The following is a 26,593-nucleotide window of genomic DNA, read 5'->3' on the forward strand; positions in this document are numbered from 1 at the left end:
ATGGAAAAATTCTCACCCATTAAAAAAATATTAGACAAAAAATACCTTTCTGTTTATTTTTTGTACAACGGAAATGAACTCAAGCAAATTTAATACCAGAACATGAAGTGCCAAAAATACAGGACTTTTTGCCCTCAGGTGGGTTGGATTTAAGATTGTGAAAAGTCATTCTCCGAAAATCCGTATGGTTCACCCTTCGGTTTCCATTCGCATGCTTGATGGACAATCGATACATTTTTGAACCAGGAGATTTCAGAGTGCACATTTGCCGGAAAATTTTTGAAAGAGGAGAAGGCCTTGTCAGCTGAACAATCATCCTTTCACGTACCACCACTCAATCCATTCGGGGGAAAAACCTTAATTGTGGACGCGGAGCGCCCAGACTGCTTCACCTTACCCAGCGAAGCTCTCGCTCAAGCTCAGGAAGATGATCAAATATTCATTCGACCGGGGGTGTATGAAGATCGGTTGGTAATGACGGAGCGAACCATCCATCTTATCGGCGCCGGACGGGACCAGGTCACCATATTCAATCGGCGGAGCGGTCCTTGCTACCTTCAGCGAGTCTCTGGAGGAAACATTAGCGGCGTGACGTTCCGGTATGTAGGCAGCGACCAACATTCCGCCCTGAATATTTTAGATTCGGTGTGCACCATATCTCACTGCAGGGCCACAGAAGGGCTTTTATCCGGAATCGTGATTTATGGACCGGATTGCCGCCCGACCCTGCTCGGGAACGAGATCTCTCATAATCGGGAGTCCGGTATTTTTTCTTTTGCCGGCGCTCAACCTTATCTGCGCGAAAATGCGTGTTTTGGGAATCATCATTTTGGAATTGCCGCACGGGACGAGGGCACTCGACCCGATATGATTAAAAACATCTGTCGGGAAAATATGCTCAGTGGCATTCTCCTCTTTCACCTTGCTAAAGCGCTTATCCTCGACAATACCTGTGCAGAAAATGCGCATTGGGGAATCGTGCTCACTCCGGACTGTGAAACCACCCCAAAATTAGAAGACCTCCACCAATCAAACAATCTGGAAATTAACCCTCGCGGGGCCTATACCCTCACCACTGAACCATTGGCTGATATTGGTCGCTAGGTCGAATCGCCGCACGCCTGGTCATTCACGAGGGCAATACAAGATGCTGGGCAACGAGGGTCTATGATAAGGTCGGCAACGTTGACAGGACTTTCTAGGACGATTCGAGATGAATGATAATCTGTGGCATCAACTGAACGCTGTTTTGGGAAGCCTCACGGTTACGGTGGGACTCTGGTTATTAGTAGGAGCTTTACCGATGCCTATCGGAATTGCCCTGGCCATCGGACTGGCTATCCTGTTGGCCTGGAAATGTCCGTCTATTGGATCAATCTGGGCGATCTCCACGCTCCTCTTGGGAGCAGAAAGTTTGGCATGGCCGATCATGGAAATGGCGGATCTCAAAAAGCTGGGACCAGAACCTCCATTAGAAGAATTGGAACGAATTTTCACCGCCGTGTTGTTTGGCCTGTTTTCCGGGGTGTTCTGGATGACCTTCGCCTATGGCATTTTCAAACGCACTCGAGATAAGAACTCCCCGGCCTCCCCTTCAAACACAATTCCCAAAACAAAAAACCAGAAGAAACAGTCAAGAAGGCAATCAGGCTAATCACGCTTATGAGGCCAACCCGCTGCTATTGTATGTCCATGGGATCAACATTGAATTCAACGACCACAGGATCCTTGGGAAATTCTGCTTCATACTCCCGCTGTATGTCTCGAAGGCCTCGCTGTGCTTCCAATAAATCATCCGTTTTCATCAATAAAAGTACGCGATTTTTTTTAATCCGCCCGGGTTTTTTGGATACCATCGGCCCCAAGATCATTGATGTCCCGATGATCCCCTTCCCCTCCGCACAAGGAACTCTTCTCGCTTCAAAAGCTTTCAATCGTTGATGCAGAAAGTCTACGACCCTCTGAACGCGTGGCATCTGATCCCCAGTAACGACCAACAAGATCACATGGGTAGCCGGAGGATATCCTAATAGGTCACGCAACTGCAGTTCCTGGTCATAAAACATTCTGGGACGCTGATGCCCGATGGCAGTATGTACATGATGATCAGGGATTCTGGTTTGTAAAATCACCTCCCCTGGCTCCTGCCCCTTCCGGGCCAATGCGGAAGCCCTCGACAACATCTGAAACGTTCGTTCGGCTGATCGAAAGTCAGGAATATGGAGCCCAAGATCTGCTTGAGGGAACCCGATCACCGGAGCCATTGGTGGATTTGACTGATGAACTAAAAATTCCGTCCCAATCAATATTCCAATCTCCCTCTGCCGGAATTGGCGCAACATCGCATCGGCCGCCTCGGGAGTTTTCACATTCTCCCGATCGAACCGAGCAACAGAAACCCCCGGAAAAAGACGGGTCACCTCATCCTCCAATCGCTGGGTTCCCGTGCCAGAAAATCGAAAAACCCTGCCCTGACAAATTGGACAGATTTCAGGAGTTGGTTGAATTCCATCACAGTAGGTACACACCAAACGTGAGGGGCGCTGATAGAGTTTCAATGAAACTCCGCAAGTGGGACAGACCGGAGCCTTTCCACAATCTCGGCACACCAGGGCACCAGAAAACCCCTTGCGATTGAGAAGTAAAATAAGTTGCTCACCCTCCTTCAGAGCCCGAGTGATCCTGGCAAGTAAAACCGGAGATAGGATGGTCTCATAAGGTAAGGTGCGTAAATCGACCATTTCCACCTGAGGAATCTGCTGTGATGGGCGTTCCAGTACCTCACCAACCTGCTCTGTAAAACGTCCATATAGCTCCAAAGAAGGCCGCGTCGAACCATAGACCACGAGTGCCTGCTCACATTCGCCTCGCATTCGCGCGACTTCTCGAGCATGGAAATACGGAAGATGCTCATCCTTATAGGACGGATTCTCCTCCTGATTGATCCAAATGAGCCCCAAATTTGGAACAGGCAGGAATAGCGCAGACCGAGTCCCCACCACGACCTGCACCTCGCCCTGTCGAATCCGTTCCCATCGAGCAGTACGAACCATTGTCGAAAGATGGCCATGATAGACCTCAACCTGAATATTGCCAGCGAATCGAACCTGTTCCCCAAGGATTTCGACTTCCTGCACTTCAGGGGTAAGGATGAGGACTCGACGGCCCTGATTCACAATGGTCTCAACCATCCTAAACAACAGATCCTGTCGTACTAATTCTGATCCCACAACAGGCACTTCCTGAAAACCACCGGATTTGACGGCAGACAACAGATCCTTCCATATCCGGTTGTCGTCAAAGGAGGTGGACTCCATTCGTTGGGCAGATTCGGGCATTTCCCTAGCTTCTTCAGGAGAATCAAATAACCCTCGGACGATAGAATGCACGGGCTTTCGTCCAGCACTGATTCCCCGGACCGGACTTGGAGCCTTGCATCCTGAGGGCATGGTCGTCTGTTCAATAATCCATCCATTCTTTTTCCCACGAGTCAGCATAGCTGGGACATTGTTCATCGTTCGCATAAGAGAGGATCGGAGTAATCCCCTGTGAGCCCGCTCTAACTTTCGAAGCACCAACTGGACGTCAGATGGCAATGACCTGTCCAACAAGGCCTGACGACCTTCGTCGGTTAAGAATACTCGCCTCATCACTTGTATCGAATGTGGTGGAACAATCAACCGCAAACATGCTGCGAAAGGAGCCAGATAATAATCTGAAATTTTTTCAACCAACCGAAGAAGGTTGTGTTCCAAAGGCCGGTTACCGACATCGGCCTCCAACGAAAGAATGTCGCGTAGGGGTTTATGACGGAACTGAGATTGGAGGGAAGAAGAGCTTTGGGCCTCAAAGATGGTGACGACCACTCCAGAAACGACCGCAGAGCCTAAAGGCACTACCACGGGGCTTCCCACATGAAGCAGAGAAAGCAGATGGGGGGGGACTTGATAGGTAAAGACCTGGAAGCGCCTGCCCGGCAGGACAACGTCAGCAAGCATGAGTGATTGCGATTTTCATGAGCACCCGATTCTACCAGCGGCTTGCTTTGTCCACAACGCTATTCAACCTCTAGACTTCAGACCGACAAATATCATCTCGACCACGAGCAAGTATGCACATGGTCTCCAAAATATTTCCAATCGCCTTGCACGCTTATCCTCATAGTCACGGTGTAGCATGTTCCTTAGAAATAAATCTGGCTGCCAGATTCCATCACTGAAGCTTCCAGCATTCCTGTTTAAAAGACACCTTGACGATTTCTATAAAAACAGGAAGGATAGGACCGACTTAGTTGAAAATCAGTGGGGCCAGAATCCTGTGCCCGCACAAGACACAGATAAAGAGAAAAAAAACGGAGAAGCAATTGAATGGGAGAAGGAGGATAGCAAGATGGGAGGCTTGGAAACACTTGGAATCTTGGCTCTCTTGATTGGAATCATTGGCATCGTTGTTCTTCTAAAAAGCCGAAATAAATAACAAGAGGGACCGGCCCCTTCTCTCGGTGAACACGATGATATCCAATTGCCCTGAAGGACCACTTCAGGGCGTCAACAGGTTCTTTCGAGACAACCACTCGAACATCTTCATTGATGGGCTACCTCAGGCAACAACAGGGAAGATCAAGACTCGGGGATTTTTTTGAGGCGACGGTCCAAAGCAAAGCGGGTAATGCCAAGGTATTTGGCAGCGAGACTTTTATTATAATCAGATAGCCGCATAACTTCCTCAATTAAGTCGCTTTCAATGGCCGCAAGGGTTTGTTCCCCGAGAATCATTTCCATACGCACCACCTGTTGATCCCCTCGCGCGACCGCATTGACTGAGGATCGTGCCTCCTCATGGACTTCTCGAGGCAGATCCCCTTCCGTCAGGCTTTTCCCGCGACAAAAAATGGTCGCCCGCTCCATAATATTTTCCAGTTCACGAATATTTCCCGGATACGGATAGCGTTCCAACAGCCGTTGGGCCTCCGGTTCAATAGCCGTGACCTCTTTACCAAGTTCGCTGCTTTGTCGAATTAACGTGGCTAGAGCCAGCGGGATAATATCCTCTGTTCGATTCCGTAATGATGGCAGAGTCATTGACACCACATTCAGCCGAAAAAACAAGTCCTCCCGAAATCTGCCTTGCGTCACATCTTTGCGCAGATCCCGATTGGTGGCCGCGATCAGACGAAAATCCACATCAATATCTTCTTGCCCACCCAACCGCTTAAACGAACGTTCCTGTAACACGCGAAGCAATTTCGCTTGCATTGAGGGATTGAGGTCTCCAATCTCATCTAAAAAGAGTGTCCCGCCTTCAGCCTGCTCACAGAGGCCGAGTTTGCGCTGATTGGCCCCCGTGAAGGCCCCACGTTCATAGCCAAATAACTCACTTTCAAATAATTCCTGAGGAATGGCTGTGCAGTTCACTCCCACAAACGGACCTTTGTCCCGAGGACCATTATGATGAAGAACTCGGGCGACAAATTCTTTACCTGTTCCCGTTTCTCCAAAGAGGAGCACCGTCGTTTTCAGATTTTTTGCCATTTCCTGAATTTGTCCAACCAACTCTTTCATACTGGGACTATTGGAAATCAAACCGTTTAAGGCATATCGACCTGGCCTATCCTGCGTTTCAAAGTCGATACGGCGACGGAGAGTCAGATAGTCCAACGCCCGATCAATCACAGGTTCCACGCTGGAGAAATCGACGCTTTTAATCAGAAAATCATAAGCCCCGAGTTTAATGGCTTCCACCGCCTCCTCAACCGTGCCATAAGCTGTGAGGAGAATGACCAAGGCTTGCTGAGATTTGGCACGAATATGCTTGAGAGTCTCCAGTCCGCTTAACCCGGCCATTTTCAAGTCCAGCAAAATCAGATCAGGGACATCATGATCAAGGGCTTCCAATAAGGCTTCTCCCGACGCGAAGCTCCGAACTTGATGGTGTCGCTTCGCGAGCCGTCGGGTGATGGCCTGACGAACCACATCATCATCATCCGTGATAAAAATATTGGCGCGCATCGGTTACACCGTTGGGAGTTGGGGTTGGCAAACGCACGGAAGCCACCATGTCATAGTGGTCCCAAGCCCTGACTGACTTTCCGCATGAATTTCGCCTCCATGGGCTTCAATAATATTTCGACAAATAGGCAATCCCAATCCGGTACCGCGATTTTTGCCGATGGTGAAAAACGGCTCAAAAATTCGAGGAAGAGCACTTGGGCTGATTCCCGTTCCATTATCTTTAACTCTAAGACGAAGCCCAGGCTTCCGTTCAATGGCTTCCTCTTCAATGGACAGACAAAGACATCCACCACCCGACATTGCCTCAACGGCATTTTGGATCACATTGAGCAACACTTGCTTGAGTTGATCTCGATCAGCCTGGATGGCGTCCAAATTGGCTGATGGATGAAATTCGACCTGAATGGTCTTTTGTTTTATTGGTTCATTGAGTACCTGCAAAGACTCCAAAACCAGATCTTTCAATTGAAAGGTCACGGGAAGCAAATCTCTTGGCCGCGCAAAGTCAACAATTTGATTCACAATGCGGTCCAATCGCCGGGTTTCCTTAAGAATAGTTACGAGATCTTCATGCCGTGAATCACCTTCAGGAAAATCATCCATCAGCAACGTTGTGGTTGACCCAATACCCACCAGCGGGTTTCGAATCTCATGGGCAATACCCGCAGCCATTTGGCCCAACGTAGCCAATCGTTCAGATCGGTTCAGCTTTGCACGCATATGCTCTAAAGCCGTGATATCCACATTGAACCCTTGGTATAGCATCGTCTGACCACCTTCGTCTTGAATCGGTACTGCCCGACATAAGACCTTTCGAACAGTTCCATCCGGATGCAAAAAGCGAAAAACTCGCTCAAAAGGCTCACCCTGATGGCAGGCATCTTGAAAAGTCTCCCGCGCACCCTCTCGGTCATCCGGATGAATGGCCTCCCACATGTGTTCAGGATTTAACATCTCATCCGGATTCCTCCCAGCCAGAATCCAATTCTGCCGATTGCCAAAAATCAGGTGAACTTTTTTTGCCGTAAATATCCCGATGGGCGCATAATCCACAATTCCTCGATATTTGGCCTCCGAAGAGGTTAAATCCTGGTTCAATGTCCGGAGTTCCTGTTCGGATTGTTCGATACGCCGGATATGATTCCGGATTTGGGTGCCCATTGTCTGCATGACTTTCGTCAATTCGCCTATTTCATCGTCTCGTTCGAAAACTGGAATATTCGGAATCTTCCCCCCGGAAACATTTTCCACGGCCTTGACCAAAGTTGTTAAGGGACCAGTAATAGACCGCGCAATGAGATGCAGAGGGACCAGCAATAAAATCAACGCCAACGACCCTCCCCACACGACCACCCCCATCAGGGCCGATCGGTCTGCGGCGCTACTCCCAAGGGCGTGTTGCAATCGCTGGACTTCCTGCCGATCAAATCGAGCCATTTCTTCACGAATCGCGAGCATAAGTATACGACCTTTCTCGCTCTCGACATAGTTCATGGCCTCCTCCGGGTGCCCCGCTTTGACTCGTTCAATCATCTGATCTTTGTTGTTCATGAATTGTTCGACCAATTCTTGAACAGATTCTACTAACTGTTGTTGACCTTCATCAGACTTAACCATCTGTCTCAATGAATTTCCAAGTAACATCACTCGTTGCTTGGCCGCCAGATAGGGCTGCAAAAACGGGGATTTCTGCGTTATGATAAAGCCGCGAAAGCCGGTTTCAAGATCCACAACCAATCGCATATATTCAGCCGACGCGCTTTGCACATGATACACATCATTGAGGCGGTCTTCATCCAGCGAAAAAGTCTGCACACTCCTATAGGTCACCAGGCTCAAAATTAAGACGGCCAAAACCGGGACCCCCGAGACTAAAAGAAGTTTTCTAGCAATAGGAAGATTTAAAAATAATTTATTGAGAGACATCGGTGATCCTCCACTCGCCCCTTGCTGTCCCTTCAAGCTTTGCCCTAACAGGCCTGCCGTACCACATGAGAACCCTATCCACTATACCCCAATAGCCTGTCAAATCTCATTATGAGAGGTGCTCAACTCATGATCATTCCTCTATTCAGAGTCTATTCCCTGAACAGATTGACCAGATTGTCCAACTCCAACTAATGGAGAATGATTCCATGGTCAGATTAGAATATTCGGTGATCACAGGCGAAAATAAATAGCGGGAAAAACCGTCTGAAGAACCCGATGATTCACTCTAAAAAACCCACGCCCACGACAATAATAACAGCCGTCACGGTGAGAGCATTTCAAAAAACTGCCAGAAATGCTCCCATTCCCGCAAATAATATGTGCAGGTTCGTCTTCAATCTGCCATCCAGTAAAACTTCCCCAGAAACAAACAACAAATTTTGCATAAAGTAAATCTCGGCCACCATAAAAATCAGCAGGATCATCCTTTGGAGATTATTCAATGCTTCGTGAAAACCGGTCCCTAGTTTTGCCAGTCCGATCAGCATTGCTTAAAGGGACAAACAAACCACCAGGCTGCAGAGGATAACTTTTTAACGCCATGGCCAGGGTAAAAATAAATTCCAGAACGAAGCACCAGCCCGTGACTGAGGGGATACAACAAAAAATGGCTAGTAAACAGGAAAGCGAGGACCGTTCTCTTGTACCACCACCGAACATGGTCGAAAAAATCTTGCTCAAATGCACGAAGGAAAATTAATACCATATTACAAAATCTTTACAAATATGATTCATGAGCGAGCGGTCAAAACGATCGTACTCTACCTTACCGCCAAAACCGGTTCTTTGTGGGCTGGTGCCCCAATTTCCACTGACTTCTTTTCTAAGATCTGCATAGCGATATCCAGGGCCTCATTAAAATGCGTGCAATTATAGTCGTCCTTCAGTCTGGAAAGCTCATTTAAATCGGCAAGGACCTGTCGGGTTCGAGGAGACATTCCAGCAGTCAACACTGCCACGCGGCGACAGTTTGCAGCTTCAATTAAATCGCCTAACGCATAGGCACCCGACAAATCCAATTCATCCAGCCATTTGCAACGAATAATGAGCACATCTTTGTTGTCAAGATGTTCCACTGTCTCGTTTAGCCAATCTATGGCACCGAAAAATAACGGACCGTGAGGACGAACGATGATAATCCGATCTCTAACGATGTGTTCAAATCGACCGCTAACCTCTCTCATATTCGCCCCATTCTGGCTGATTTTCCGGGCATAGTCCCTGGCGAAGGAAAAAATAAGGTCTTCTTCCTCCTGTTTGATGTCTTCATCCCTTTGGTTGAGATCCGCCTTATAACGATCGGACTGGTCCTTCACAAAGCGAAAAAACGCCACTGCGAGTCCCATCGCCATGGCAGACAGGAGATTCCAAAACACCGTCATGAAGACCACCAGCCCAAACACCATCAAATCAGAAGTCGGTAATCTGCGAACCACCGGGAGAACTCGCATATCCAGAATGTCATAGCCGGCCTTGAGGAGAATACCCGCCAAGGCGGAAAGAGGAATGGATGCGGCCAATGAACCCAGACCGAGAATGAACGAAAGCAGAACAAGCCCCATCGTAATGGACGATAAACGGGTACGGGCCCCACTCTGGATATTCACCACACACGGCATGGTATTCGTGGCTCCCCCCAGCCCTCCAACCAATCCTGAAAAAAGATTGGCTGATCCTTGGGCGACCAATTCCCGGTCACTATTATGATGTGTGCCAGTCATATTATCGACGATGAGACAGGTCAGGAGACTATCGAATATACATAAGCCAGCCAAAGCCGCAGCTGGGACAAAGGCTTTTTCCAAGAGTTCTAGATTAGGAAGATACAGCTCAGGTAAGCCCGTGGGAATATCTCCAATTTTAGGAATGTCTAGCCCAAGCACAACCGTGGTTACCGTTCCAGCCAATAATCCGATCAAGGGAGCTGGTAGCCAGGTCACGGGGGAAATTTTTGGCCAAACGATGACGATGAATAAGGTCAACAAACCGATTCCCAATGCCACAGGCGATGCATGGGCCAAACTGGAGGGCAATTCCGTAATGGCGGACGTGATACTTTTGACGCCGGGAAGCCCCAAAAACGGGTTGAGTTGAAGCAACATGTACAACACCCCCAAACCCGTCATAAATCCAGAGATGACTGAATAGGGTGTGAACTTGATAAATTGCCCGAGCTTTAACAGACCCAACACAATCAAAATAAAACCGGCTAAGGCGATGGTCGTAAATACGAAAACCAGGTCGGGGCTCCCATCGGACAACTTATTGGTTTGAGTCATGGAAAGGATTTGAATGGTCATTGGTCCCGTCGGCCCACCTACCGACCAGGCTGACCCACTTAATGGACCCGCAATAAGACCAGCAGCCACTGCCGACCACATGCCCGCAATCGCTCCGAGCCCGGAAGCCACACCGAAGGCCAGGGCCATGGGAAGCACCACCATCGCCACCGTGATCCCGGCCAACACATCACCTCTCACATTGCTGGCAATCCCTTTGAAGTTTTCTTTGAAGTTAAAATCTTTGAAATATTCACGAATACCCGCAGTCAGGTGCTCCATTCCCAATTTCCTCCGAACTCATTCATCTAATTCGTCATCGTCTTGCAGAGAAGACAAAAAAATGCCTTTAAAATTTACAATAAGCTTCATCCGCAACTTACATGCCAATAATCGAAAAAATCCGTCTCAGAAAAAACCCTCTGATTTTTCTTTACATTCCAAACTATTCTGTCAAGGTTTTTGCTGGCAACTTAGCTACTCTTTCCTCGCTAGGCCCCCTGTGCGATTTCGTACCGTGTGCCCTGTGCGAAAGTAAGCCTTGTTCCGGCAGGACCAGAAGGAAGAGGATTCTTTCTCCTTGGAAAGATGGTGGAATGGGAAAGGGAGAACCTACCAGGACCAACAGCAGAATTAGAATGGCAACGTCGCCATAGTATAAACATAATTGACATCGGCCGTCCCAGGGCTTCGTGGCATTCGATCAAAATAGGAGCCTTTGAAAAAACGGATATATCCCACCTCAAATGTGGCATGCCGGAAATAACCGGCCTGAGGGGCACACGTTATGGAGCCATCCGACATATTGCCAAGAAAAGTGCCCGCTCGACCGGTCGGGTCCTGCAGACCGCTCCCCACAAAAGGGCCACGGCAATCTGCCAGCCAGAACGTGCGATAAGACACCATCAACTTAACCGTGGAGATCGGTTGAAGAGTCAAGCGAAACCCGACAGGTGAAATAATATTGGATGGAAAGATAATTCCCAAAATTCCAGTGGGTCCTTATTTTGCGCGACGTTTTGCAAAAAAATCAAAATTCTTTTTCGGATTCTTGTCTCCGGACGAATAGTCAAACAGATAGACGAATCGTAAGGGCCATAATGTCGCAAAACTATAACCCACCTCACCGTGATATCGATGTGCAAAATGATTCGTCTGATTGACCTCCCCAACTTGGTAGATCGATTCTATCTCATAATCAAATTGTTCTTTCGCAGGTTTGGCAAATACCCGAAATCCCATGGTAGAAAAATTACGTTTTTGAAGATTACTCCCCTCATTCAACCGAAAGAGATTCTACTCCCCATTAGCCCACGAGACATGGCGGCTGGAAATCGCCGCACCGGAAAAGTAACTAATGGGGCTAGTCCAATCCGGGCTCATTGTATGGCGTTGGACCGGTTGCGTGACAAAGGCCCGGAGACCCCAAACAGAACCTTTTCCCGCTCCAAGGGTCAATTGCACACCCTCAAATGATTGAGTAAAAATTCCAAAGCGATGCCCTGCTACGAGACACTCTTCTCCAAAATCCATGACTAAACGGCCGACTTCGAGCCTGCCAGAAGTCCCTTTCCCAAAAAATTCTGAGACACCAGATCAAGATGGAGTTGAAAAATATCCAGATGATCGACAAAATTGGGATTGTGATCCTGTCCCCGATCAGCCACAGGTTCCCGAAAATCTGCAAGTTCCAGTGTGAATCGGATAGGATCCCATATACCCTTAATTCCCAACAAAATCCTCGTCCGTTGCGCAACCATTTGAAGACTCCCTGCTGTGCCTTTCGTAAAAATTTGATTAAACGTTTCATAGCGAGTTCGATGTTCAACTCCCAAATCCAGCCATTCCGGTGTCAGAGCAGAAAGAGTGTTTGGCTTCTGCAAAATGGTTTTCAACCGATCAAAATCACTCGGAAATTCTTGGGCATGAGTTCCATTTGCACCATGTGCAGGATTTTCCACTGATAAGCCTCCTAGCATGAGGAGGAGGGCGAAACACACTACTCCACCTTTTCTCATCGTTTCTCCATCCAGAACAGCTGCAGAAAATGATAGTTTTCATTTTTTCAAAATTTTTCTACTCAACTTTTGCCACACAAAACTAATACGAATTTTTAGACATCGAGGAATCAGAGCATGGTGTTGGAAAAACACGCCAATATAATATTCTTCCCTGCTCCTCACGAATGGCTTCACCACCAAGCTAAGGGTGATGCGATTGATTCCGGTTTATTTTCACTATTTTTCATGAATCGTTATCCAATTTTCCCCTGGCCGTCGGCTTCACTCACAGTGGCCATTACCAGAAAAATGGTGCCAATTCACACACACCATCCTGTGCATCATCGCACTCCTGCTGATTTTGAACGATAATATGGCGTACTCATTAGAATGAGGGGACGACTGATACTAAGACGGAAACGATGGATGCTAGTGGTGTAGCTTATTTTGGTTGAGCATGCTCAAATCACTAGAGAGGAATCACGGGCATAACCTTTGCTTTCTAAAACAATCTGAGGCACTGCCTCTTCCTGGTGATTGGTTCATTGGAGAGATCCTCCGAAAGTCAGTCCTGACACCTATCCAATTACCCCTTGGATACGTGACGGTGGCTGGGGGCTCTCTTGCCAATGAACATAAAAGAACAAAACCCATACCGCATAAAAGATCCCCTGCCCTCAGAACTCCTGTGCGGTTGATATGGATGACCAAAGGATGGGAAAGTACCATGAAATGGCGGCACGACTTCTTTATTGATCTCCAATGCAAGGACTGCTATGCGTGCAACAATTTATGTGACCGACGATGACCAAAACGTATGTTCTGCGTTAAGTCGCCGGTTGGTGAAAAAAGGGCACCTCGTGAGAAGCTTCCATTCAGGAGCCTCGCTCATCGAGGCATTGGAACATGAACTTCCTGATTTGCTGTTTCTGGATCTTAAAATGCCAGAAATGGATGGACTCGAAACCTTACGCCAAATTCGACAAACAATTCCTAAAACCCTGATTTTCATGTTGACAGCATATGGGAGCGTCGAGGATGCGGTGGAGGCAATGCGGCTCGGAGCGTATGATTTCTTGATTAAATCCATTGATTTCTCAACGGTTGAGCCAGCCTTACATCGAGCCATTACCTTCCTGGAGTTAAGGCGTCGAATTGAGTTTTCTGCTTCCGAGAAACAGCGGCAATATTCCTGGGAACATGTAATCGCCAGGAGTCCAGCCATGACCAAGGTCATCGAACAACTCAAAATTCTCGACGCTCAGGACGCCCCCTTAGTGTTCCTTCAAGGAGAGGTAGGGACGGGGAAGGAATTCTTGGCACGCATTCTTCATTATAATAGCCGCAAACACCTCGGCCCGTTTGTCACGGTCAGTTGCAACGAACGGAGTGGATCCCTCCTTGAGCCACAAATATTTGGATATGAACGCGGAGCATTTAGTGGTGCCAGCCAAAACATGCCCGGAGCACTTGAACATTCCGATGGGGGAACACTATTTGTTGATGAGATAGAACATTTGCCCATTCCTGTTCAAGGATCATTGGCCGAGGCCATTCGTACCCGATCATTTTGTCGAATGGGAGGGTTTGACCATCTCCCCATCAACAATCGACTTGTGATGACCAGTGCGACCCCCCTGGATCAAACAGGCTACGAAGATATATTTCATCCAGAATTAATGTCTCTCCTCGAAAAACGGCAACTCTTTATTCCGCCACTCCGTGAACGCAAAGATGACATCATCCCTTTGGTGATCAAAACCATTCAGGCCTATGGTGAGGAAATCGGCCGTCCTAAACTCGACATTGATTCATCCGTACCCCTGCTATTGGATACGTACCCATTCCCAGGGAACATCCGAGAATTAGAGGCCATGATTCGCAGGGCGGTATTGTGCTCCCAAGGACCAGTTCTTACTTCTCTGGACTTTTACTCCCAACATCCGGGCGGCGGAGACGGGCTCTCTCCAAATATTGGTCGGGTGCTCTTTGAGATTGGCCAACACAGCCTACAAGAAATCCAAGTCATGGTGATTGATGAAGTCCTGCGATTCACCAAGCAGGACAGAGAACGGGCGGCTCGCTATCTTCAGATTTCTAAGCAGACACTGGATGAACACATCCAATTACGGAAAAACTTTTCCCATACGACAGAAAGGTCCTAAGGCATGAGGCGGGGGTCTCCCCATTCATTCGCTTTTCCCTTTCGACACATTTTTCTCTCGATACGGGGAAAAATTCCCCCTTTACTCCCTGGGCTTAAACTCAGGACTCAACCCTTTGACAGGCAGCGGTCGTGCACCCACCGATTGCGTAACACATTTTTGAGTAACTTTCTCTCGAATATCCCCAAAGCTCTCCACTGAATAGTGCGAAGAACTTTTGTCTGAACAAAAAACCTGTCTTATTAGAAGCTGCCGCGGTCTTCTTTCTGGGGACGATATTTTTTCAAGCTTAATAGAGCTGAGCATTGTTTCGACTATTTTCCTAACCTGAATACAAACAGGTCTGTTCATAGGAAGTTTTAGCACAGTCCGCATAATGCAACTCCGCACCTCTTCCCTTTCGCTGCACGATCGATGGTAATTGAAATATCAATAACGCCAAGTAATTCCATGCATCCTTCAGTAAATGTCCCCGGCCTTGACTGCAGTTCCTTTGCTCTCCCCTGGAGTGCTCCCCGAATTTTAGGCCAACGCCATGTTAGGTTTTCCTCAACCTGAGGAGGACCCACATGAAGACGAAGCGATTCACGGAAGAACACATTGTGGGCATTCTCCGGCAGGCTGAAGCGAGTACCATTGAGAAGGCCGCCCGACAGCATGGGGTCTTGGAGCAATCGATCTATCGCTGGAGGCGGCATGGAGGTGGCAGATGTGCGGGAACGGCGCCAGTTACGGCAGGAATTTGTCCGCCTCAAGAAGGTCTTGGCTGAACGGGACTTCGAAGTCGAAGTGATGAAGGAATTGCAGGCAAAAAAGTGGTAAGCCCGCGTGCACGACGACAAGTGGCGCGTGCCGCTTGTGCTCGTGGGCTTCGAACGCGCCGCGCCGCCTGGCTCTGCTCGACTCCGCGCTCCGGCCTTGGCTATACCTCCCGAACAATCCGGCGGGATGCCCGGTTGGCTCAAGCCCTACGCGGCGTGGGAAAGCGCGATCCTCACTGGGGGGTACCGGTTAACGGGAAGTTTTCTTCAAGGCCGGGGCTGGCAGGTAAATCTCAAGCGAATTCCTCGGGTGTGGCAGCAACAAGGACTTGGGCTTCCCAGCCGAACACGCCGCAGAAAATTCCGCAATGGCTGCACCATCCAGCCCAAGGGCAAGACCCAACACGATGTCTGGAGTTGGGATTTCGTCCACGATACCTACGGACACCGAGAACCATTCCGGTGTCTGACCGTCAAAGATGAAGCCACCCGGTTGGGTTTGGCCATGGCCGTGGGCCGCTCCTTGACCCACCAGCATGTGATCGAGGTGTTACGCCAGCTCATGGCCCGGTATGGACGCCCGCAGTATCTTCGCCGTGACAACGGCTCAGAACTGGTCGCCCATAACCTGACGACGTTTTTGAAAGACCAGAAGATTATCCCGAGTCGGATCGAACCAGGCAACCCCTGGCAGAATGGTAGGAACGAAAGCTTGAACGGCACGTTTCGCCGTGAATGCCTTGATGCCGAGCTCTTCGAGAGCTTGGCAGAGGCCAGAGTGGTGAGCGAGAACTGGAGACGGTTGTATAATCACGAACGGCCCCACAGTGCACTTGGCTACCAAGTGCCCGCAGCGGTCTTTAAGGGAGCCATGACCCGGAAAACCTAACATACCAACTGGCCAAAGAATGGGTGCAGATCAATAGTCAGTATATTTCTAGTTCCTCTCATTCATTGGTCTCTACTAACTTCAAAAATCGAGCGATAACGCACAGCACTTACTTAATAAATTCGCTCATTTCTAATGATAGGAAGAGATGCACTTTGGATCTAAATACATAAGCCTATGAATTTTGTGAATATTTCAAAAATCATCAAGATCACATCTATTGGCATTTACCTTGCAAATTTAGAACTCCAAGATCAAAAAATATCAGGAGAATGAACAGAATGGAAGGCTTTACTCTAATTTTACTCATCACATGGGCAGTACTTTCGAGGTTCTAACATGGAACATGTCCCTCTCATTGCAATTTTGACTATCATTGTTATCCAATTGATTAATCGGTTGGGTGTGGACTAAATTCGTACCCCTTCCGTTTAACTTAATTCTCCCCGGTTGATTGCCTTCCCACGCTGTTCGCCCCCAGCCAGATTGCCATAGCTACAATTTCATGTATTAAAAAGTATGAGGTCTTGTTGATCTCCTGTTATAGTTTTGCGTAAATCACCCTCAAGCGAAGAGTGAAATGTGTCCAGGACAGAGGGGATGAAGGCCAACAGGGCAATGTTAAATTTATGACTCGTCAGTTCTTTTTCATACTCCTTTTCTCCATTCTCATTTCCTTGGGAATTGGGGTAGGCATCGGGGGAAACCTTACACCTCGGCATGGCATACCTATCCGTGTGGTCGCAGATTATTTACATGCCATTCTTCAAGCAGACCGGACCTTTTATACCCAGCATGTCGTAGAACGGATGGAGGACATGCTTATTGTCACCGCCACCGAAAATTGGCGGGAGGAACGGACATTGCCCTTGCCTGCCCAATTTTTCAAGGAAGCCTCTCGGGGATTACAGGCTCCCGGGAAACCGTTTCGTTACCGGTTGATGGGTCTTTGGCCCTTGAATCCAGAGAATTCACCTCACAATGACCGGGAACGTAAAGCCCTGGAACAAGTTGTTAAATATGGAGAAGTGACTGAGCAAGAAATTCAGGTGGACAACCAGTCTTATTATCAGGTTATTTTTCCTGACCGAGCCATAAGCCGAGCCTGCGTCAACTGCCATAATGCCCACAAGGATAGTCCCAAACGAGACTTTAAATTAAATGATGTCATGGGGGGATTGGAAATTTTAATTTCCCTTAACTAGCCATTCCTGTACCAAAGCGTACAGCCCATTTCAGCTTCCTCTTTTTCCCGCGTTTCCATTTATTCTTTTCTCTCATCTTTTTAAAAACCTTCTGCTGCTCCACTTGACGAAGAACCATGGATTAGAGTGAAATCGCTCCCCAGCTAGCCTTCATCCTTTAAAGATATACCCCAATGAGGCTTGTTCACGGGCTACATTTCAATAACCTCCGTGGTGATGTTTACGGAGGCCTGGTCGCCGCGGTCGTGGCCCTGCCGTTGGCGCTGGCCTTTGGCGTCGCTTCTGGATTAGGGGCTATTGCCGGTTTATACGGGGCCATATTCGTCGGATTTTTTGCCGCGCTCTTCGGAGGTACCCCCGCTCAAGTTTCCGGTCCCACCGGTCCCATGACCGTGGTGATGGCAGGAATTGTCACACTCTTCCTAGACAATCCTGGTCTCGCTCTGATGGCTGTTATTCTTGGTGGGGGCTTTCAAATCCTATTGGGCCTTTCCAGGGTGGGACAATATATCGCGTTGGTCCCGTATCCGGTCGTTTCCGGGTTCATGAGTGGCATCGGCTGTATCATTCTCATTTTGCAATTGGGTCCCCTGGTAGGCCATGCGGCAAGCCCTGAGGGTGTCGTGGCCACACTCAAGGCTATCCCGCGATTTTATGGGGAACCGGTGTGGGATGCCGCTCTGGCAAGCGGCCTCGTCCTGGTCATTGTGTATTTCACTCCCAGTCGGATTGCGAAACTGGTGCCTCCTTCTTTATTGGCCCTCCTCGTGGTTACCCCACTCGCCTATGTTTTCCTACCGGACGCCCCTATCATCGGAGAGGTCCCCCAGGGATTTCCCGCTCCTCTCATGCCCACACTCTCTTGGGACACATTGAACATCGTGTTGGAATCTGCCGTCACCCTGGCATTATTGGGAGCAATCGACAGTCTGTTAACCAGCCTGGTGTGCGATAACATGACCCGGACCCAACATGACCCGGATCGCGAACTGATCGGCCAGGGCATTGGGAATATGGTCGCCGGGGTCTTTGGAGGAATCCCAGGAGCGGGAGCCACCATGCGGTCGGTAGCCAATATCCGAACTGGAGGACGGACACCGATTTCCGGTGCGCTTCATGCGGTGATCTTAGTGGCAATCCTTTTGGGACTTGGCCCTTTGGCGGAGAAAATCCCCTTAGCCGTTCTCGGGGGCATTCTGTTCAAAGTCGGCATCGATATTATTGACTGGCGTTTCCTGCGACACATCCTGCGAGCCCCACGCATCGATGTCGTCATCATGACCGTGGTATTGCTGACCACCGTACTCGTGGATCTCATCACCGCCGTGGCCGTGGGAATGATCTTTGCCAGTCTGTTCTTTGTCAAACGCATGGCGGATCTGGAACTGGCCAATCTCCACATCGTGACGAAACACACTCCCAGCACACCCCTCTTGCTGGAGGAAGCCATGATCCTGGAGCAAGCCAATGACAAAATTCTCTTGATTCATGTCGATGGTCCCATGAGTTTTGGATCGGCCAAAAACATGGTTCGCCGTTTGGAAACCGTTCCGGGCTTTAATACATTTTCTAGTGTCGTCCTGGATTTATCCAAAGTCTCAGCCATTGACGGCACTGCAGCGTTGGCCGTGGAAGATATGCTGAATATCATCAAAGCGCACCAACAACATCTCTTCTTCGTGGGCATGCAGCCTCATGTGACCAAAGCGTTGGATGGCTTGGGAGTGCTTGAGCAGATTCGGCCCGGCCATCGCTTTGCCAGCCGGTTAGAGGCCTTACAGAAAGCTTCCATGGTGGAACACGCTTCCATTAAAAGCCCATCAGAAACCCCGACACCAAAGGTGAATCTTCCTGAGACTTCCTAAGCGGAGCTGATTCTCTGACGCCGGGAAAGTACTGAACAACATGCACGAAACACCCATCAATACCATCCTTGGATTCTCCCCACTGTGGTTGGCCACATCAATTTTAATATTGACCTATGCCGTTATTATCTCTGAACGATTTAACCGGGCCATCGTAGCGCTTCTTGGAGCCGCTGTCGTCATCGGAACAGGAGTTCTCACGCAGGACCAGGCGATTCAAGGCATTGACTTCAATACCATCGGCTTACTGACCGGCATGATGATCCTGGTCGGAATTACTAAAGAATGCGGCATCTTTCAATTTCTGGCGATCAAAGCCGCGAAGGCGGCTAAGGGCAGTCCGTGGGGAATTCTGGTCATGCTCTCTATTGTGACCGCAGTGCTCTCGGCATTTTTAGATAATGTCACGACAGTTCTGTTGGTCGCTCCGGTGACCTTGCTCATTGCAGACGAATTGAAAATCAACCCCTATCCTCTGCTGTTTGCGGAGATCAATGCCTCGAATACAGGCGGCACCGCGACACTGATTGGTGATCCCCCCAACATCATGATCGGCTCTGCCACCAGTCTGACGTTTAATGATTTCGTGATTCACCTGACTCCCGTTGCCATCGTGGCCTTTAGTGCGACACTCATTCCACTTTGGTTTATATATGGAAAAACCATGTCTGCGACGCCCGAAGCACGAGCCCGGATCATGGCCTTTAACGAATATGAAGCTATTCGGGATGTTGGCCTCATGAAACGGTGTCTCATGGTTTTTAGCTTGGTCATTATTGGATTCGTCTTTGCCCATCCATTCCACATAGAACCTGCCACCATTGCCCTGGGAGGCGCCGCATTGCTCTTGTTACTCGTCACCTTTTCCTTAGACAACGAACAAGCAGGTCACAAAGTTCATGCATTGTTCGGGCAAGTGGAATGGATTACCATTTTCTTTTTCTGCGGTTTGTTCATTATCGTCACCGGTGTGGAACATACCGGCCTTTTACAATCCGTGGCTGACTGGACATTGAGTCTCACCGAAGGAAATTTCACCGTAACGGCCCTGGCCATTCTTTGGGTTTCGGCAATCCTTTCCGCTATTGTGGACAATATCCCCTTTGTCGCCACCATGATCCCTATGGTCAAAGGCATGCTCCCGGTCTTCCTGCAGTCTGGGATTCCTCTTGAACAGGCTGAGACGCTCTGGTGGGCATTAGCGTTGGGCGCCTGTTTAGGAGGCAATGGGACGCTGGTGGGAGCCTCCGCGAATTTGATTGTGGCGGGGATAGCGGAACGAAATGGTGTACAATTTCGATTTTTGCCATTCTTGAAAGTCGCCTTTCCGCTCATGATCCTCCAGGTGCTGATCAGCACCCTGTACATTTGGATGAGGTATTTATGAACGCCAGAGACATCATGATCCGTCAGGCCTACACCATCCCTCCCCAATGTACGATCGGGGAAGCCCTTCGCCAAATGGCTGATCTGCGCCTCCAGGCCTTCCCGGTCGTGGATGAGAAAAAAATGTTACTTGGGACTCTAAATTTTTGGCAGATTCTTGAATGGGCCATGCCTTCCTACATTTCTCAAGGGGATCTTTCCGATGTTCGTTTCGCTCCGGACCTTGCCCAGTTCCATGAACGGCTTGAAGAACTCAAACCAAACCCGGTCACTCAGGTGATGAACCCCCATCCTCCATGTGTCCGGCCGGATGACTCCGTATTGGCCTGCGGCGCCTTGATCATGAAAACCCCGAAAACCGTCTATTTACTGCCCGTGGTGGAAGGAGACCACCAATTAGTGGGAATCATTTCTGCCTGGGACATCATTAAAGAAATTGCGGAGTAGAAGACGGCGGTATATGCCTGCATCATGTTTTCTGTTTCTAACTCCTTCCATTTCAGGGACCCGTATTAAACGTTTCCGTATACACTTCCACTTGATCGATCACCCACCTGCCCTCAGGATTCTTCAGCAGGACATACAACTCATCCTGCGGCTGATCCCCCATCAGCGTTAAGATGTGGGCATGGACGATTACATGGGCTTCCTCTCCGACCATCTTCTCGTGTGCGATGTTGGTTCGCACATACTTTAACTGTAAGTTCCGAAGATACGGACCCCGGGTGGCAATCCATTCTTCTTTTGACACACCTTCCCTGAATGTCGTTGTCGTCAGCTCCGCAGCCATTTCAATGTTCCCCGGGTAAACTTCAAACCACTGTTCCACCACCTGGCGGGGTGTGGGGGAATCAGGCTCCTGAGATTCCGCTTTCCCCACACCCGCCACACAGATGGCAATCGCTAAGCTGATCCCTGCATTCCACACGACACCCCATCGCCCTTTTCCTTTTGCCTTCATGTTAGAGTCCCTTTTATTTGACATATTTCTGATACCTTAAAGAGTCCTTTGCTCTATCAATGTACTATACGGGTAAGGTCCAGGGAAAAAAATAACGTTCCAAGGGTGCATGGTCATTTCAACGCCTTCCACTGATCTCTTTGTTGGCATCGAGAGTGCCACGAAAATGGGGAAGGTAAAAAAAGCTTGGGGTCTTTTCGACATGGTACCGTTCACCGATTTACCAGGAGTCAATCAGAGTAAAAAGGCTCATCCCCAAGAATACCTCACCCGCATCTTAGCCATCATCTTTACCGGAATTGTGTGTTTCCTCGCCTTCGCCATCCTTTGGCCAACACTACCTTCTCCACTCGCCATCGTCATCCGACTTCTGGGCATTGCTCTGGGCGGCGTCTGGTTGTACCGGTTACTGACTCGTCATATTCGACAGCGTGCGATTATTCGTCAGACTCCCTTTCCCGGCGAGTGGAAAAGAATTCTGGAACAAAAAGTCCCCTTCTATCAAGCGCTTTCGGCCCCAGACCAGGGGCGTTTTCGAGAAGAAGTCCATATCTTTCTTCGTGAAAAACGAATTACGGGCATCACCACATCGGTCGATGACACCATCAGGGTGTTAGTCGCGGCAAGTGCCATCATTCCTATTTTTGGATTTCCTGGATGGGAATGGGAACATATTCGGGAAATCCTGATTTATCCGACATCCTTCGATGAGGGGTATCAAATGGGATCAGCTCAAGAGCATCCTATTTCAGGAATGGTTGGAACAGGGGCGATGAACCGCATGATGATTTTATCCAAACAGGATTTATTACAAGGCTTTCAACAACCCTCACACGGACAAAATGTGGGTATCCATGAGTTTACCCATTTACTGGATAAATCGGATGGCACCGTGGACGGAGTTCCTGAGGTGGCCTTACCCGGCCGGGCCCTTAGGCCCTGGCTCAATTTGGTTCAGACTGAAATGGACAAAATTCGACGGGGGCATTCAGATATCAATCCCTATGGTCTCACGAACGAAGCCGAATTTTTCGCGGTGGTCTCAGAATATTTTTTTGAAAAACCCGTCCGGATGAAACAGAAACACCCTGAACTCTATTCAATGTTGGAACAGATCTTTCACCAGGATCCCCAATCACGAATAACTGGCGCGCTCAAGGCCATGCTTCGCCCCCAAAAATCTTCGTCGAATCATCATGCCCCCTGCCCATGTGGAAGTGGGAAACCCTTTGAACAGTGCTGCCTAGCCAATGAGAAAGAATCAATCTTCAGCAAATGACGCCTTTTGAAAAACCGGGATAATGCATGACCGCCAGAACTTAACAATCCTTTGGGGCTTTTCGGGACATCTCGACTATAATGCCTGACTCAAGATAAAAGCATGCAGCTCTAACCACAGACCCAAGCCCTATGCACAGACCGTGTGGGAAGACAAGACCATGCAAGATCACCATAAAAGGATAAAAGAGGAGAAATAACACATGCGAGTACTCCTAGCTACTGATGGATCGGAACAATCCTTTCACGCCACAAAGGCTGTCATGAGTTTGGCCTCAGTCAGCACCCTGACCATTCTGCACGTCATTGATCTCCCCCGATTAACCTTTTCTATGCTCGGGCCTGAAATTGCCTATGACCTGTCCAAAGTCGCAGAGGAGGCACTCCGCAAAGACGGCGAACAGGCTTTAACACACACCAAGGCTCTCCTCTCAGACAAGGTGAAAGCTGTGGAAATCCGATTGGAAGAAGGCTCGCCGGCCGAGCTTATTTTGTCGGTAGCCCAGGAGGAACATCCTGATCTCATTCTGATGGGCGCTCGTGGAAAGGGGCAGGTAGAGGAGCTTTTTCTAGGGAGTGTCTCGCAACGGGTTCTGACCCACGCAGCTTGTCCTGTCCTGATCATCAACGGGCCATTAACGGATATCAAAAAGATTCTGATTGCCATCCAAAGCCAGGATGATGTTCAAAAAGTGAAGCAGTTTTTAGCAAAGTACCCCTTTCATCCACAGACTGAGATCACGCTCTTGTCGGTGGTACCGATCCCTCGTTCCCTCTTTCGTGGCGGGGTTTCTGCACCGGAGGAGAAAATCGAACAGGCTTTGGAAAGCACCGAAACCTTCCTTGATCAGGCAGTCAGTCAACTCAAGGACTGTTACGATTCAGTAAAGGGATATGTGGGATTAGGTGCCCCGGCGAATACGATATTGGAACAGGCCTCAATTACGGAACCAGATCTCCTGGTGATGGGAATGCACCATCCTTCGACGATCACACGGTTTGTATTGGGCACCGTGTCCCATACCGTACTCCACCAGGCCACGCGATCCGTTCTCGTCATTCGATAGCCGGATATGCTGCAATCGGCGTTATTGTTCCTTGCCTTTTACTCCTGGATGGTAGGTGGAATAGACATACACGGGAATCGCTAAATCCCCCAAGTGCTTTTCAATTAACGGCTTGACATCCTTCCAATCCAATCCCCCCACACCGGTCGCAAGTTTTGGCAACGCCACACTCCTATAGTTCTCAGATTCAATGATCTTCCGAAACGCTTTCAAACAATGATTGACATTTTCAACCGATGCTTTTCCCGGTTTGGCCCCATGACTCGGTGGAGCCTCCTGAGTTAAGAGATTGACAATACGCACATTCCCGGCCCCGGCCCAACTCCATAATTCGCCGGACTTCGGTGTAGAAACCTGGCAATAATGACGAAAGTCCTTGTACATCGCGGGCCACCGCTCCCGTAACGCGAGCGCCAAACCATTCGCAAAATTGTCATTGGGGGCCACCCCATGGGCGACGGCTGCGGCCTCACTCAATAATATGTCCCCTTCCACTTCATGAATCATGCTCTTGCCTCCTTGTTGTGTTCCATGAACGCGTTGTCTTGGAAAAGCCCTAATGATAGCAGATGGCGCCTATGCGATTCATGCCAACCCTTCTCGCGTCACCATTTAAGACCACTCTCACCCCTACCGAATAAATATGATAAATTCATCAGCGTACCGGATCATCTCCAACAGGCCGCACCGGAAGTGAAAAACACAGAACAAGCCTCCACCCGGCTCCATGGCCAACCCCCAAACGAGATATCCCTGACCGATCGGCTTCGATCGGGCTATCACCGATTCTGGTATGAAGCCTCACAAGCCCTTCGATGGTCATGGGGACCATTCCGCGAAAGTTCCAAGGGGCCACTAACCAATCTTAGCCCGTCCCAACAACAAAGAACTGAAGAGCTGGCGAAGTTCTATCGTTCGCGCTTCGAGAAATCCCTTCCTCCCGAAACTGCTCTTCTGAATTATTCCTATCTTGACGTATTAGATCGTGCCAGACAGGCTCTTGGTTGGACTGTTCCCCTCAACCAACGAGTCTGTGACCTCGGGAGTGCGAATTTCGCTTATGCTGCGGCCCTACACACATTCTTCCACCCAAACTGCCTGGCAGGCGTCGAGGTCGATGGCCATCGTCTCTATTGTAACGGGCGAAGCCGCATCGATTATGCCCGTGGGCACATCCAAGATCTGCCGCAGACCGAGTATGTGATCGCCGACTATCGCCAGTTCACCAGACAGGCCGACATCATTACGGCCTGGTATCCATTCGTCACACCCAAACCCTTATTGGCCTGGCGATTACCACTCAGCTTATTCAATCCGTCCGCCTTATTCGCCCAAGTTGCCACTAACCTCGTGATTGGCGGAACCTTCGTCATGATCAATCACAGTCCGGACGAAGCGGAAGTGGCGCGAGGCATCGCGGAAGACGTCGGCCTCGTCTGTGCCGGTCACTATCTTCACAAAGTTCCCCTCCGTCCACGAATAGCAGACCCGGTGCTAACCATCTGGCATCATGGGTAATGGGAAATAGCTGGTTAGTGATTGTTTGGCAGAAGGAACTCCATCCGACTCGGTCTCATGATTCACAATCTCCCGTTGCCCTTACTAGACAAAATTTCTAAAGTCTCTGTTAAGACTCGCCCCCTGACGGAAACTATCAAACCGTCCTCCACTCATTTATAATGCCGCAAAAATTATTTGGCGCTCAAGGCCTGGTCTCAAACGACCCTTTGATTCTCACGTTCCCCCACTTGGAGAAAATCCTTGCAGAACGGGAAGGAAGGAAACCGCAGCCTCCAAAATCCACAACAGATGGCTTGGGTTATTTCATTTCTCTTAATTGCCGGGACATTCTATGTAGACCTTCACATTCCCTTAGGGGTTGCTTGTGCCATCCCTTATATCTTAGCCGTCTTAATCGCGTCGTTTCTGCATCCCGCATGGGCCATGCCCATCATAGTCCTTGTCTGTTCCATCTTAACCATTGTCGGGATTTTCTACTCACCCGACCCTCTGGTTGTCCCAATTTGGAAAGTTTTTACGAATCGTGGATTAGCTCTTTTTGCGATGTGGATCATTGCCATCCTGTTGTATCATCGCAATGCGCTCATCGCCCGAAAAGAGGAAGCCCTCGCGCGAATCCAATTACTGGAAGACCTTTTACCTATCTGCGCGGAATGCAAAAAAATTCGTGATCAGAGGGACACCTGGCATCAATTGGAAACGTACCTTGCCGCTCACTCCAATATGACATTTACCCATGGCATATGCCCGGAATGTGAGAAACAAGCCATGGCGAATTTTAAACGCGAACAATTGGTGCAATAAGGATTCTTATCTTGTTGAGAAAGAAGATGGGAACAGGACTGTACAAAAGGGACTAACGGTGCGGCGGTTCGGGAAAACCCCTCGCTCTCCCCTGCCAAGGCTCTTTTCAGATTCACTAAAGGGGGAAGGAGCAAGCACACACGGAACCGGGATAGGAAGGCGGTTAAATAGGCCTCACAGGCCAGTGAAAACATTTTCGATCCGGTCAAGCCTATTGCTGATGAGCGAAGTTGCTGATAGACACAAACTTTTTATCGTTACCTAAAAATGAGAACAGTCCATACATGACGCAAAACCTAAAAACCTGGAAAAGCTTGAAATGTAAAAGAATGATTTCCGTTGATTACGGGATACAGTTAGTCTTTAGAGTGAACCAAAATCCCCTTTCGTGCCGTTCCACCACCTGTCTCGA

The 26,593-nt window shown here is 49.1% G+C and carries 23 protein-coding genes; 15 read left to right on the forward strand and 8 right to left on the reverse strand.

Annotated features, from left to right (window positions below):
• Positions 1-297 precede the first annotated feature (297 nt).
• Both AAH187_RS03505 and AAH187_RS03510 read left to right on the forward strand, forming a co-directional pair.
• Complete coding sequence (locus AAH187_RS03505) at positions 298-1,104, forward strand: right-handed parallel beta-helix repeat-containing protein (RefSeq protein ID WP_342347048.1); 807 nt, start codon at positions 298-300, stop codon at positions 1,102-1,104.
• A gap of 109 nt (positions 1,105-1,213) precedes the next feature.
• Positions 1,214-1,654: a hypothetical protein gene (locus AAH187_RS03510; protein WP_342347049.1), complete on the forward strand. Its 441-nt coding sequence runs from the start codon at positions 1,214-1,216 to the stop codon at positions 1,652-1,654.
• A gap of 25 nt (positions 1,655-1,679) precedes the next feature.
• Here AAH187_RS03510 and priA read toward each other — a convergent pair whose 3' ends face one another.
• A complete protein-coding gene (priA, locus tag AAH187_RS03515; protein WP_342347050.1) occupies positions 1,680-3,998 on the reverse strand; it encodes a primosomal protein N' in 2,319 nt (772 codons plus the stop codon).
• Between the two features lie 178 nt (positions 3,999-4,176).
• On the opposite strand from priA, the gene AAH187_RS03520 reads away from it, so the two are divergent.
• Entirely contained in the window at positions 4,177-4,476 is a 300-nt protein-coding gene (locus tag AAH187_RS03520; protein WP_342347051.1) for a hypothetical protein, read from the forward strand.
• A gap of 143 nt (positions 4,477-4,619) precedes the next feature.
• Here AAH187_RS03520 and AAH187_RS03525 read toward each other — a convergent pair whose 3' ends face one another.
• From AAH187_RS03525 to AAH187_RS03545, 5 genes are all read right to left on the reverse strand, one after another.
• Complete coding sequence (locus AAH187_RS03525; protein ID WP_342347052.1) at positions 4,620-6,008, reverse strand: sigma-54 dependent transcriptional regulator; 1,389 nt, start codon at positions 6,006-6,008, stop codon at positions 4,620-4,622.
• A 3-nt stretch (positions 6,009-6,011) separates the two neighbouring features.
• Positions 6,012-7,937 (reverse strand): ATP-binding protein, encoded by a 1,926-nt coding sequence (locus AAH187_RS03530; RefSeq protein ID WP_342347053.1) that lies wholly within the window; start codon positions 7,935-7,937, stop codon positions 6,012-6,014.
• Between the two features lie 824 nt (positions 7,938-8,761).
• The gene (locus AAH187_RS03535; protein ID WP_342347054.1) at positions 8,762-10,561 is read right to left on the reverse strand and encodes a SulP family inorganic anion transporter; all 1,800 of its coding nucleotides are present in this window, start codon (positions 10,559-10,561) and stop codon (positions 8,762-8,764) included.
• 351 nt (positions 10,562-10,912) lie between these two features.
• Entirely contained in the window at positions 10,913-11,266 is a 354-nt protein-coding gene (locus AAH187_RS03540) for a hypothetical protein (protein ID WP_342347055.1), read from the reverse strand.
• A gap of 548 nt (positions 11,267-11,814) precedes the next feature.
• Positions 11,815-12,240 (reverse strand): hypothetical protein, encoded by a 426-nt coding sequence (locus AAH187_RS03545; protein ID WP_342347056.1) that lies wholly within the window; start codon positions 12,238-12,240, stop codon positions 11,815-11,817.
• Between the two features lie 174 nt (positions 12,241-12,414).
• On the opposite strand from AAH187_RS03545, the gene AAH187_RS03550 reads away from it, so the two are divergent.
• The 8 genes from AAH187_RS03550 to AAH187_RS03585 all read left to right on the forward strand — a co-directional run bounded on the left by AAH187_RS03550 (position 12,415) and on the right by AAH187_RS03585 (position 20,997).
• Complete coding sequence (locus AAH187_RS03550; RefSeq protein WP_342347057.1) at positions 12,415-12,651, forward strand: hypothetical protein; 237 nt, start codon at positions 12,415-12,417, stop codon at positions 12,649-12,651.
• Positions 12,652-13,055: 404 nt separating this feature from the next.
• Positions 13,056-14,444, forward strand: a complete 1,389-nt coding sequence (locus AAH187_RS03555; RefSeq protein ID WP_342347058.1) for a sigma-54 dependent transcriptional regulator — start codon at positions 13,056-13,058, stop codon at positions 14,442-14,444.
• A 657-nt stretch (positions 14,445-15,101) separates the two neighbouring features.
• Positions 15,102-15,266, forward strand: coding sequence for a hypothetical protein (locus AAH187_RS03560; RefSeq protein ID WP_342347059.1), 165 nt, complete (start codon positions 15,102-15,104; stop codon positions 15,264-15,266).
• 6 nt (positions 15,267-15,272) lie between these two features.
• Complete coding sequence (locus AAH187_RS03565) at positions 15,273-16,094, forward strand: IS3 family transposase (protein ID WP_342347060.1); 822 nt, start codon at positions 15,273-15,275, stop codon at positions 16,092-16,094.
• A gap of 629 nt (positions 16,095-16,723) precedes the next feature.
• Complete coding sequence (locus AAH187_RS03570; protein ID WP_342347061.1) at positions 16,724-17,299, forward strand: DUF3365 domain-containing protein; 576 nt, start codon at positions 16,724-16,726, stop codon at positions 17,297-17,299.
• Positions 17,300-17,472: 173 nt separating this feature from the next.
• The gene (locus tag AAH187_RS03575) at positions 17,473-19,164 is read left to right on the forward strand and encodes a SulP family inorganic anion transporter (RefSeq protein ID WP_342347062.1); all 1,692 of its coding nucleotides are present in this window, start codon (positions 17,473-17,475) and stop codon (positions 19,162-19,164) included.
• A gap of 40 nt (positions 19,165-19,204) precedes the next feature.
• Positions 19,205-20,551 (forward strand): ArsB/NhaD family transporter, encoded by a 1,347-nt coding sequence (locus AAH187_RS03580; protein ID WP_342347063.1) that lies wholly within the window; start codon positions 19,205-19,207, stop codon positions 20,549-20,551.
• A complete protein-coding gene (locus tag AAH187_RS03585) occupies positions 20,548-20,997 on the forward strand; it encodes a CBS domain-containing protein (protein WP_342347064.1) in 450 nt (149 codons plus the stop codon). The genes AAH187_RS03580 and AAH187_RS03585 overlap by 4 nt, the downstream gene beginning before the upstream one ends.
• A 52-nt stretch (positions 20,998-21,049) precedes the next feature.
• On the opposite strand, the gene AAH187_RS03590 is transcribed toward AAH187_RS03585, so the two are convergent.
• Entirely contained in the window at positions 21,050-21,511 is a 462-nt protein-coding gene (locus AAH187_RS03590) for a hypothetical protein (RefSeq protein WP_342347065.1), read from the reverse strand.
• Between the two features lie 202 nt (positions 21,512-21,713).
• Here AAH187_RS03590 and AAH187_RS03595 point away from each other — a divergent pair, with 202 nt between their 5' ends.
• The gene (locus AAH187_RS03595) at positions 21,714-22,790 is read left to right on the forward strand and encodes a zinc-dependent peptidase (protein ID WP_342347066.1); all 1,077 of its coding nucleotides are present in this window, start codon (positions 21,714-21,716) and stop codon (positions 22,788-22,790) included.
• A gap of 202 nt (positions 22,791-22,992) precedes the next feature.
• The gene (locus AAH187_RS03600; protein WP_342347067.1) at positions 22,993-23,856 is read left to right on the forward strand and encodes a universal stress protein; all 864 of its coding nucleotides are present in this window, start codon (positions 22,993-22,995) and stop codon (positions 23,854-23,856) included.
• 21 nt (positions 23,857-23,877) lie between these two features.
• On the opposite strand, the gene AAH187_RS03605 is transcribed toward AAH187_RS03600, so the two are convergent.
• A complete protein-coding gene (locus AAH187_RS03605; protein ID WP_342347068.1) occupies positions 23,878-24,363 on the reverse strand; it encodes a macro domain-containing protein in 486 nt (161 codons plus the stop codon).
• 186 nt (positions 24,364-24,549) lie between these two features.
• Here AAH187_RS03605 and AAH187_RS03610 point away from each other — a divergent pair, with 186 nt between their 5' ends.
• Both AAH187_RS03610 and AAH187_RS03615 read left to right on the forward strand, forming a co-directional pair.
• Complete coding sequence (locus AAH187_RS03610) at positions 24,550-25,374, forward strand: hypothetical protein (protein ID WP_342347069.1); 825 nt, start codon at positions 24,550-24,552, stop codon at positions 25,372-25,374.
• Between the two features lie 243 nt (positions 25,375-25,617).
• Entirely contained in the window at positions 25,618-26,181 is a 564-nt protein-coding gene (locus tag AAH187_RS03615) for a hypothetical protein (protein ID WP_342347070.1), read from the forward strand.
• Positions 26,182-26,593: the final 412 nt, after the last annotated feature.

The organism is uncultured Nitrospira sp. (assembly GCA_902500695.1).
GTDB lineage: Bacteria > Nitrospirota > Nitrospiria > Nitrospirales > UBA8639 > Nitrospira_E.

Excerpts from the sequence above, each read along its gene's own strand:
- AAH187_RS03510 (WP_342347049.1), top strand. The coding sequence starts at position 1,214 with ATGAATGATAATCTGTGGCATCAACTGAACGCTGTTTTGGGAAGCCTC.
- priA (WP_342347050.1), bottom strand. The coding sequence starts at position 3,998 with ATGCTTGCTGACGTTGTCCTGCCGGGCAGGCGCTTCCAGGTCTTTACC.
- AAH187_RS03520 (WP_342347051.1), top strand. The coding sequence starts at position 4,177 with ATGTTCCTTAGAAATAAATCTGGCTGCCAGATTCCATCACTGAAGCTT.
- AAH187_RS03525 (WP_342347052.1), bottom strand. The coding sequence starts at position 6,008 with ATGCGCGCCAATATTTTTATCACGGATGATGATGATGTGGTTCGTCAG.
- AAH187_RS03530 (WP_342347053.1), bottom strand. The coding sequence starts at position 7,937 with ATGTCTCTCAATAAATTATTTTTAAATCTTCCTATTGCTAGAAAACTT.
- AAH187_RS03535 (WP_342347054.1), bottom strand. The coding sequence starts at position 10,561 with ATGGAGCACCTGACTGCGGGTATTCGTGAATATTTCAAAGATTTTAAC.
- AAH187_RS03550 (WP_342347057.1), top strand. The coding sequence starts at position 12,415 with ATGGTGTTGGAAAAACACGCCAATATAATATTCTTCCCTGCTCCTCAC.
- AAH187_RS03555 (WP_342347058.1), top strand. The coding sequence starts at position 13,056 with ATGCGTGCAACAATTTATGTGACCGACGATGACCAAAACGTATGTTCT.
- AAH187_RS03560 (WP_342347059.1), top strand. The coding sequence starts at position 15,102 with ATGGGGTCTTGGAGCAATCGATCTATCGCTGGAGGCGGCATGGAGGTG.
- AAH187_RS03570 (WP_342347061.1), top strand. The coding sequence starts at position 16,724 with ATGACTCGTCAGTTCTTTTTCATACTCCTTTTCTCCATTCTCATTTCC.
- AAH187_RS03575 (WP_342347062.1), top strand. The coding sequence starts at position 17,473 with ATGAGGCTTGTTCACGGGCTACATTTCAATAACCTCCGTGGTGATGTT.
- AAH187_RS03580 (WP_342347063.1), top strand. The coding sequence starts at position 19,205 with ATGCACGAAACACCCATCAATACCATCCTTGGATTCTCCCCACTGTGG.
- AAH187_RS03585 (WP_342347064.1), top strand. The coding sequence starts at position 20,548 with ATGAACGCCAGAGACATCATGATCCGTCAGGCCTACACCATCCCTCCC.
- AAH187_RS03590 (WP_342347065.1), bottom strand. The coding sequence starts at position 21,511 with ATGAAGGCAAAAGGAAAAGGGCGATGGGGTGTCGTGTGGAATGCAGGG.
- AAH187_RS03595 (WP_342347066.1), top strand. The coding sequence starts at position 21,714 with ATGGTACCGTTCACCGATTTACCAGGAGTCAATCAGAGTAAAAAGGCT.
- AAH187_RS03600 (WP_342347067.1), top strand. The coding sequence starts at position 22,993 with ATGCGAGTACTCCTAGCTACTGATGGATCGGAACAATCCTTTCACGCC.
- AAH187_RS03605 (WP_342347068.1), bottom strand. The coding sequence starts at position 24,363 with ATGATTCATGAAGTGGAAGGGGACATATTATTGAGTGAGGCCGCAGCC.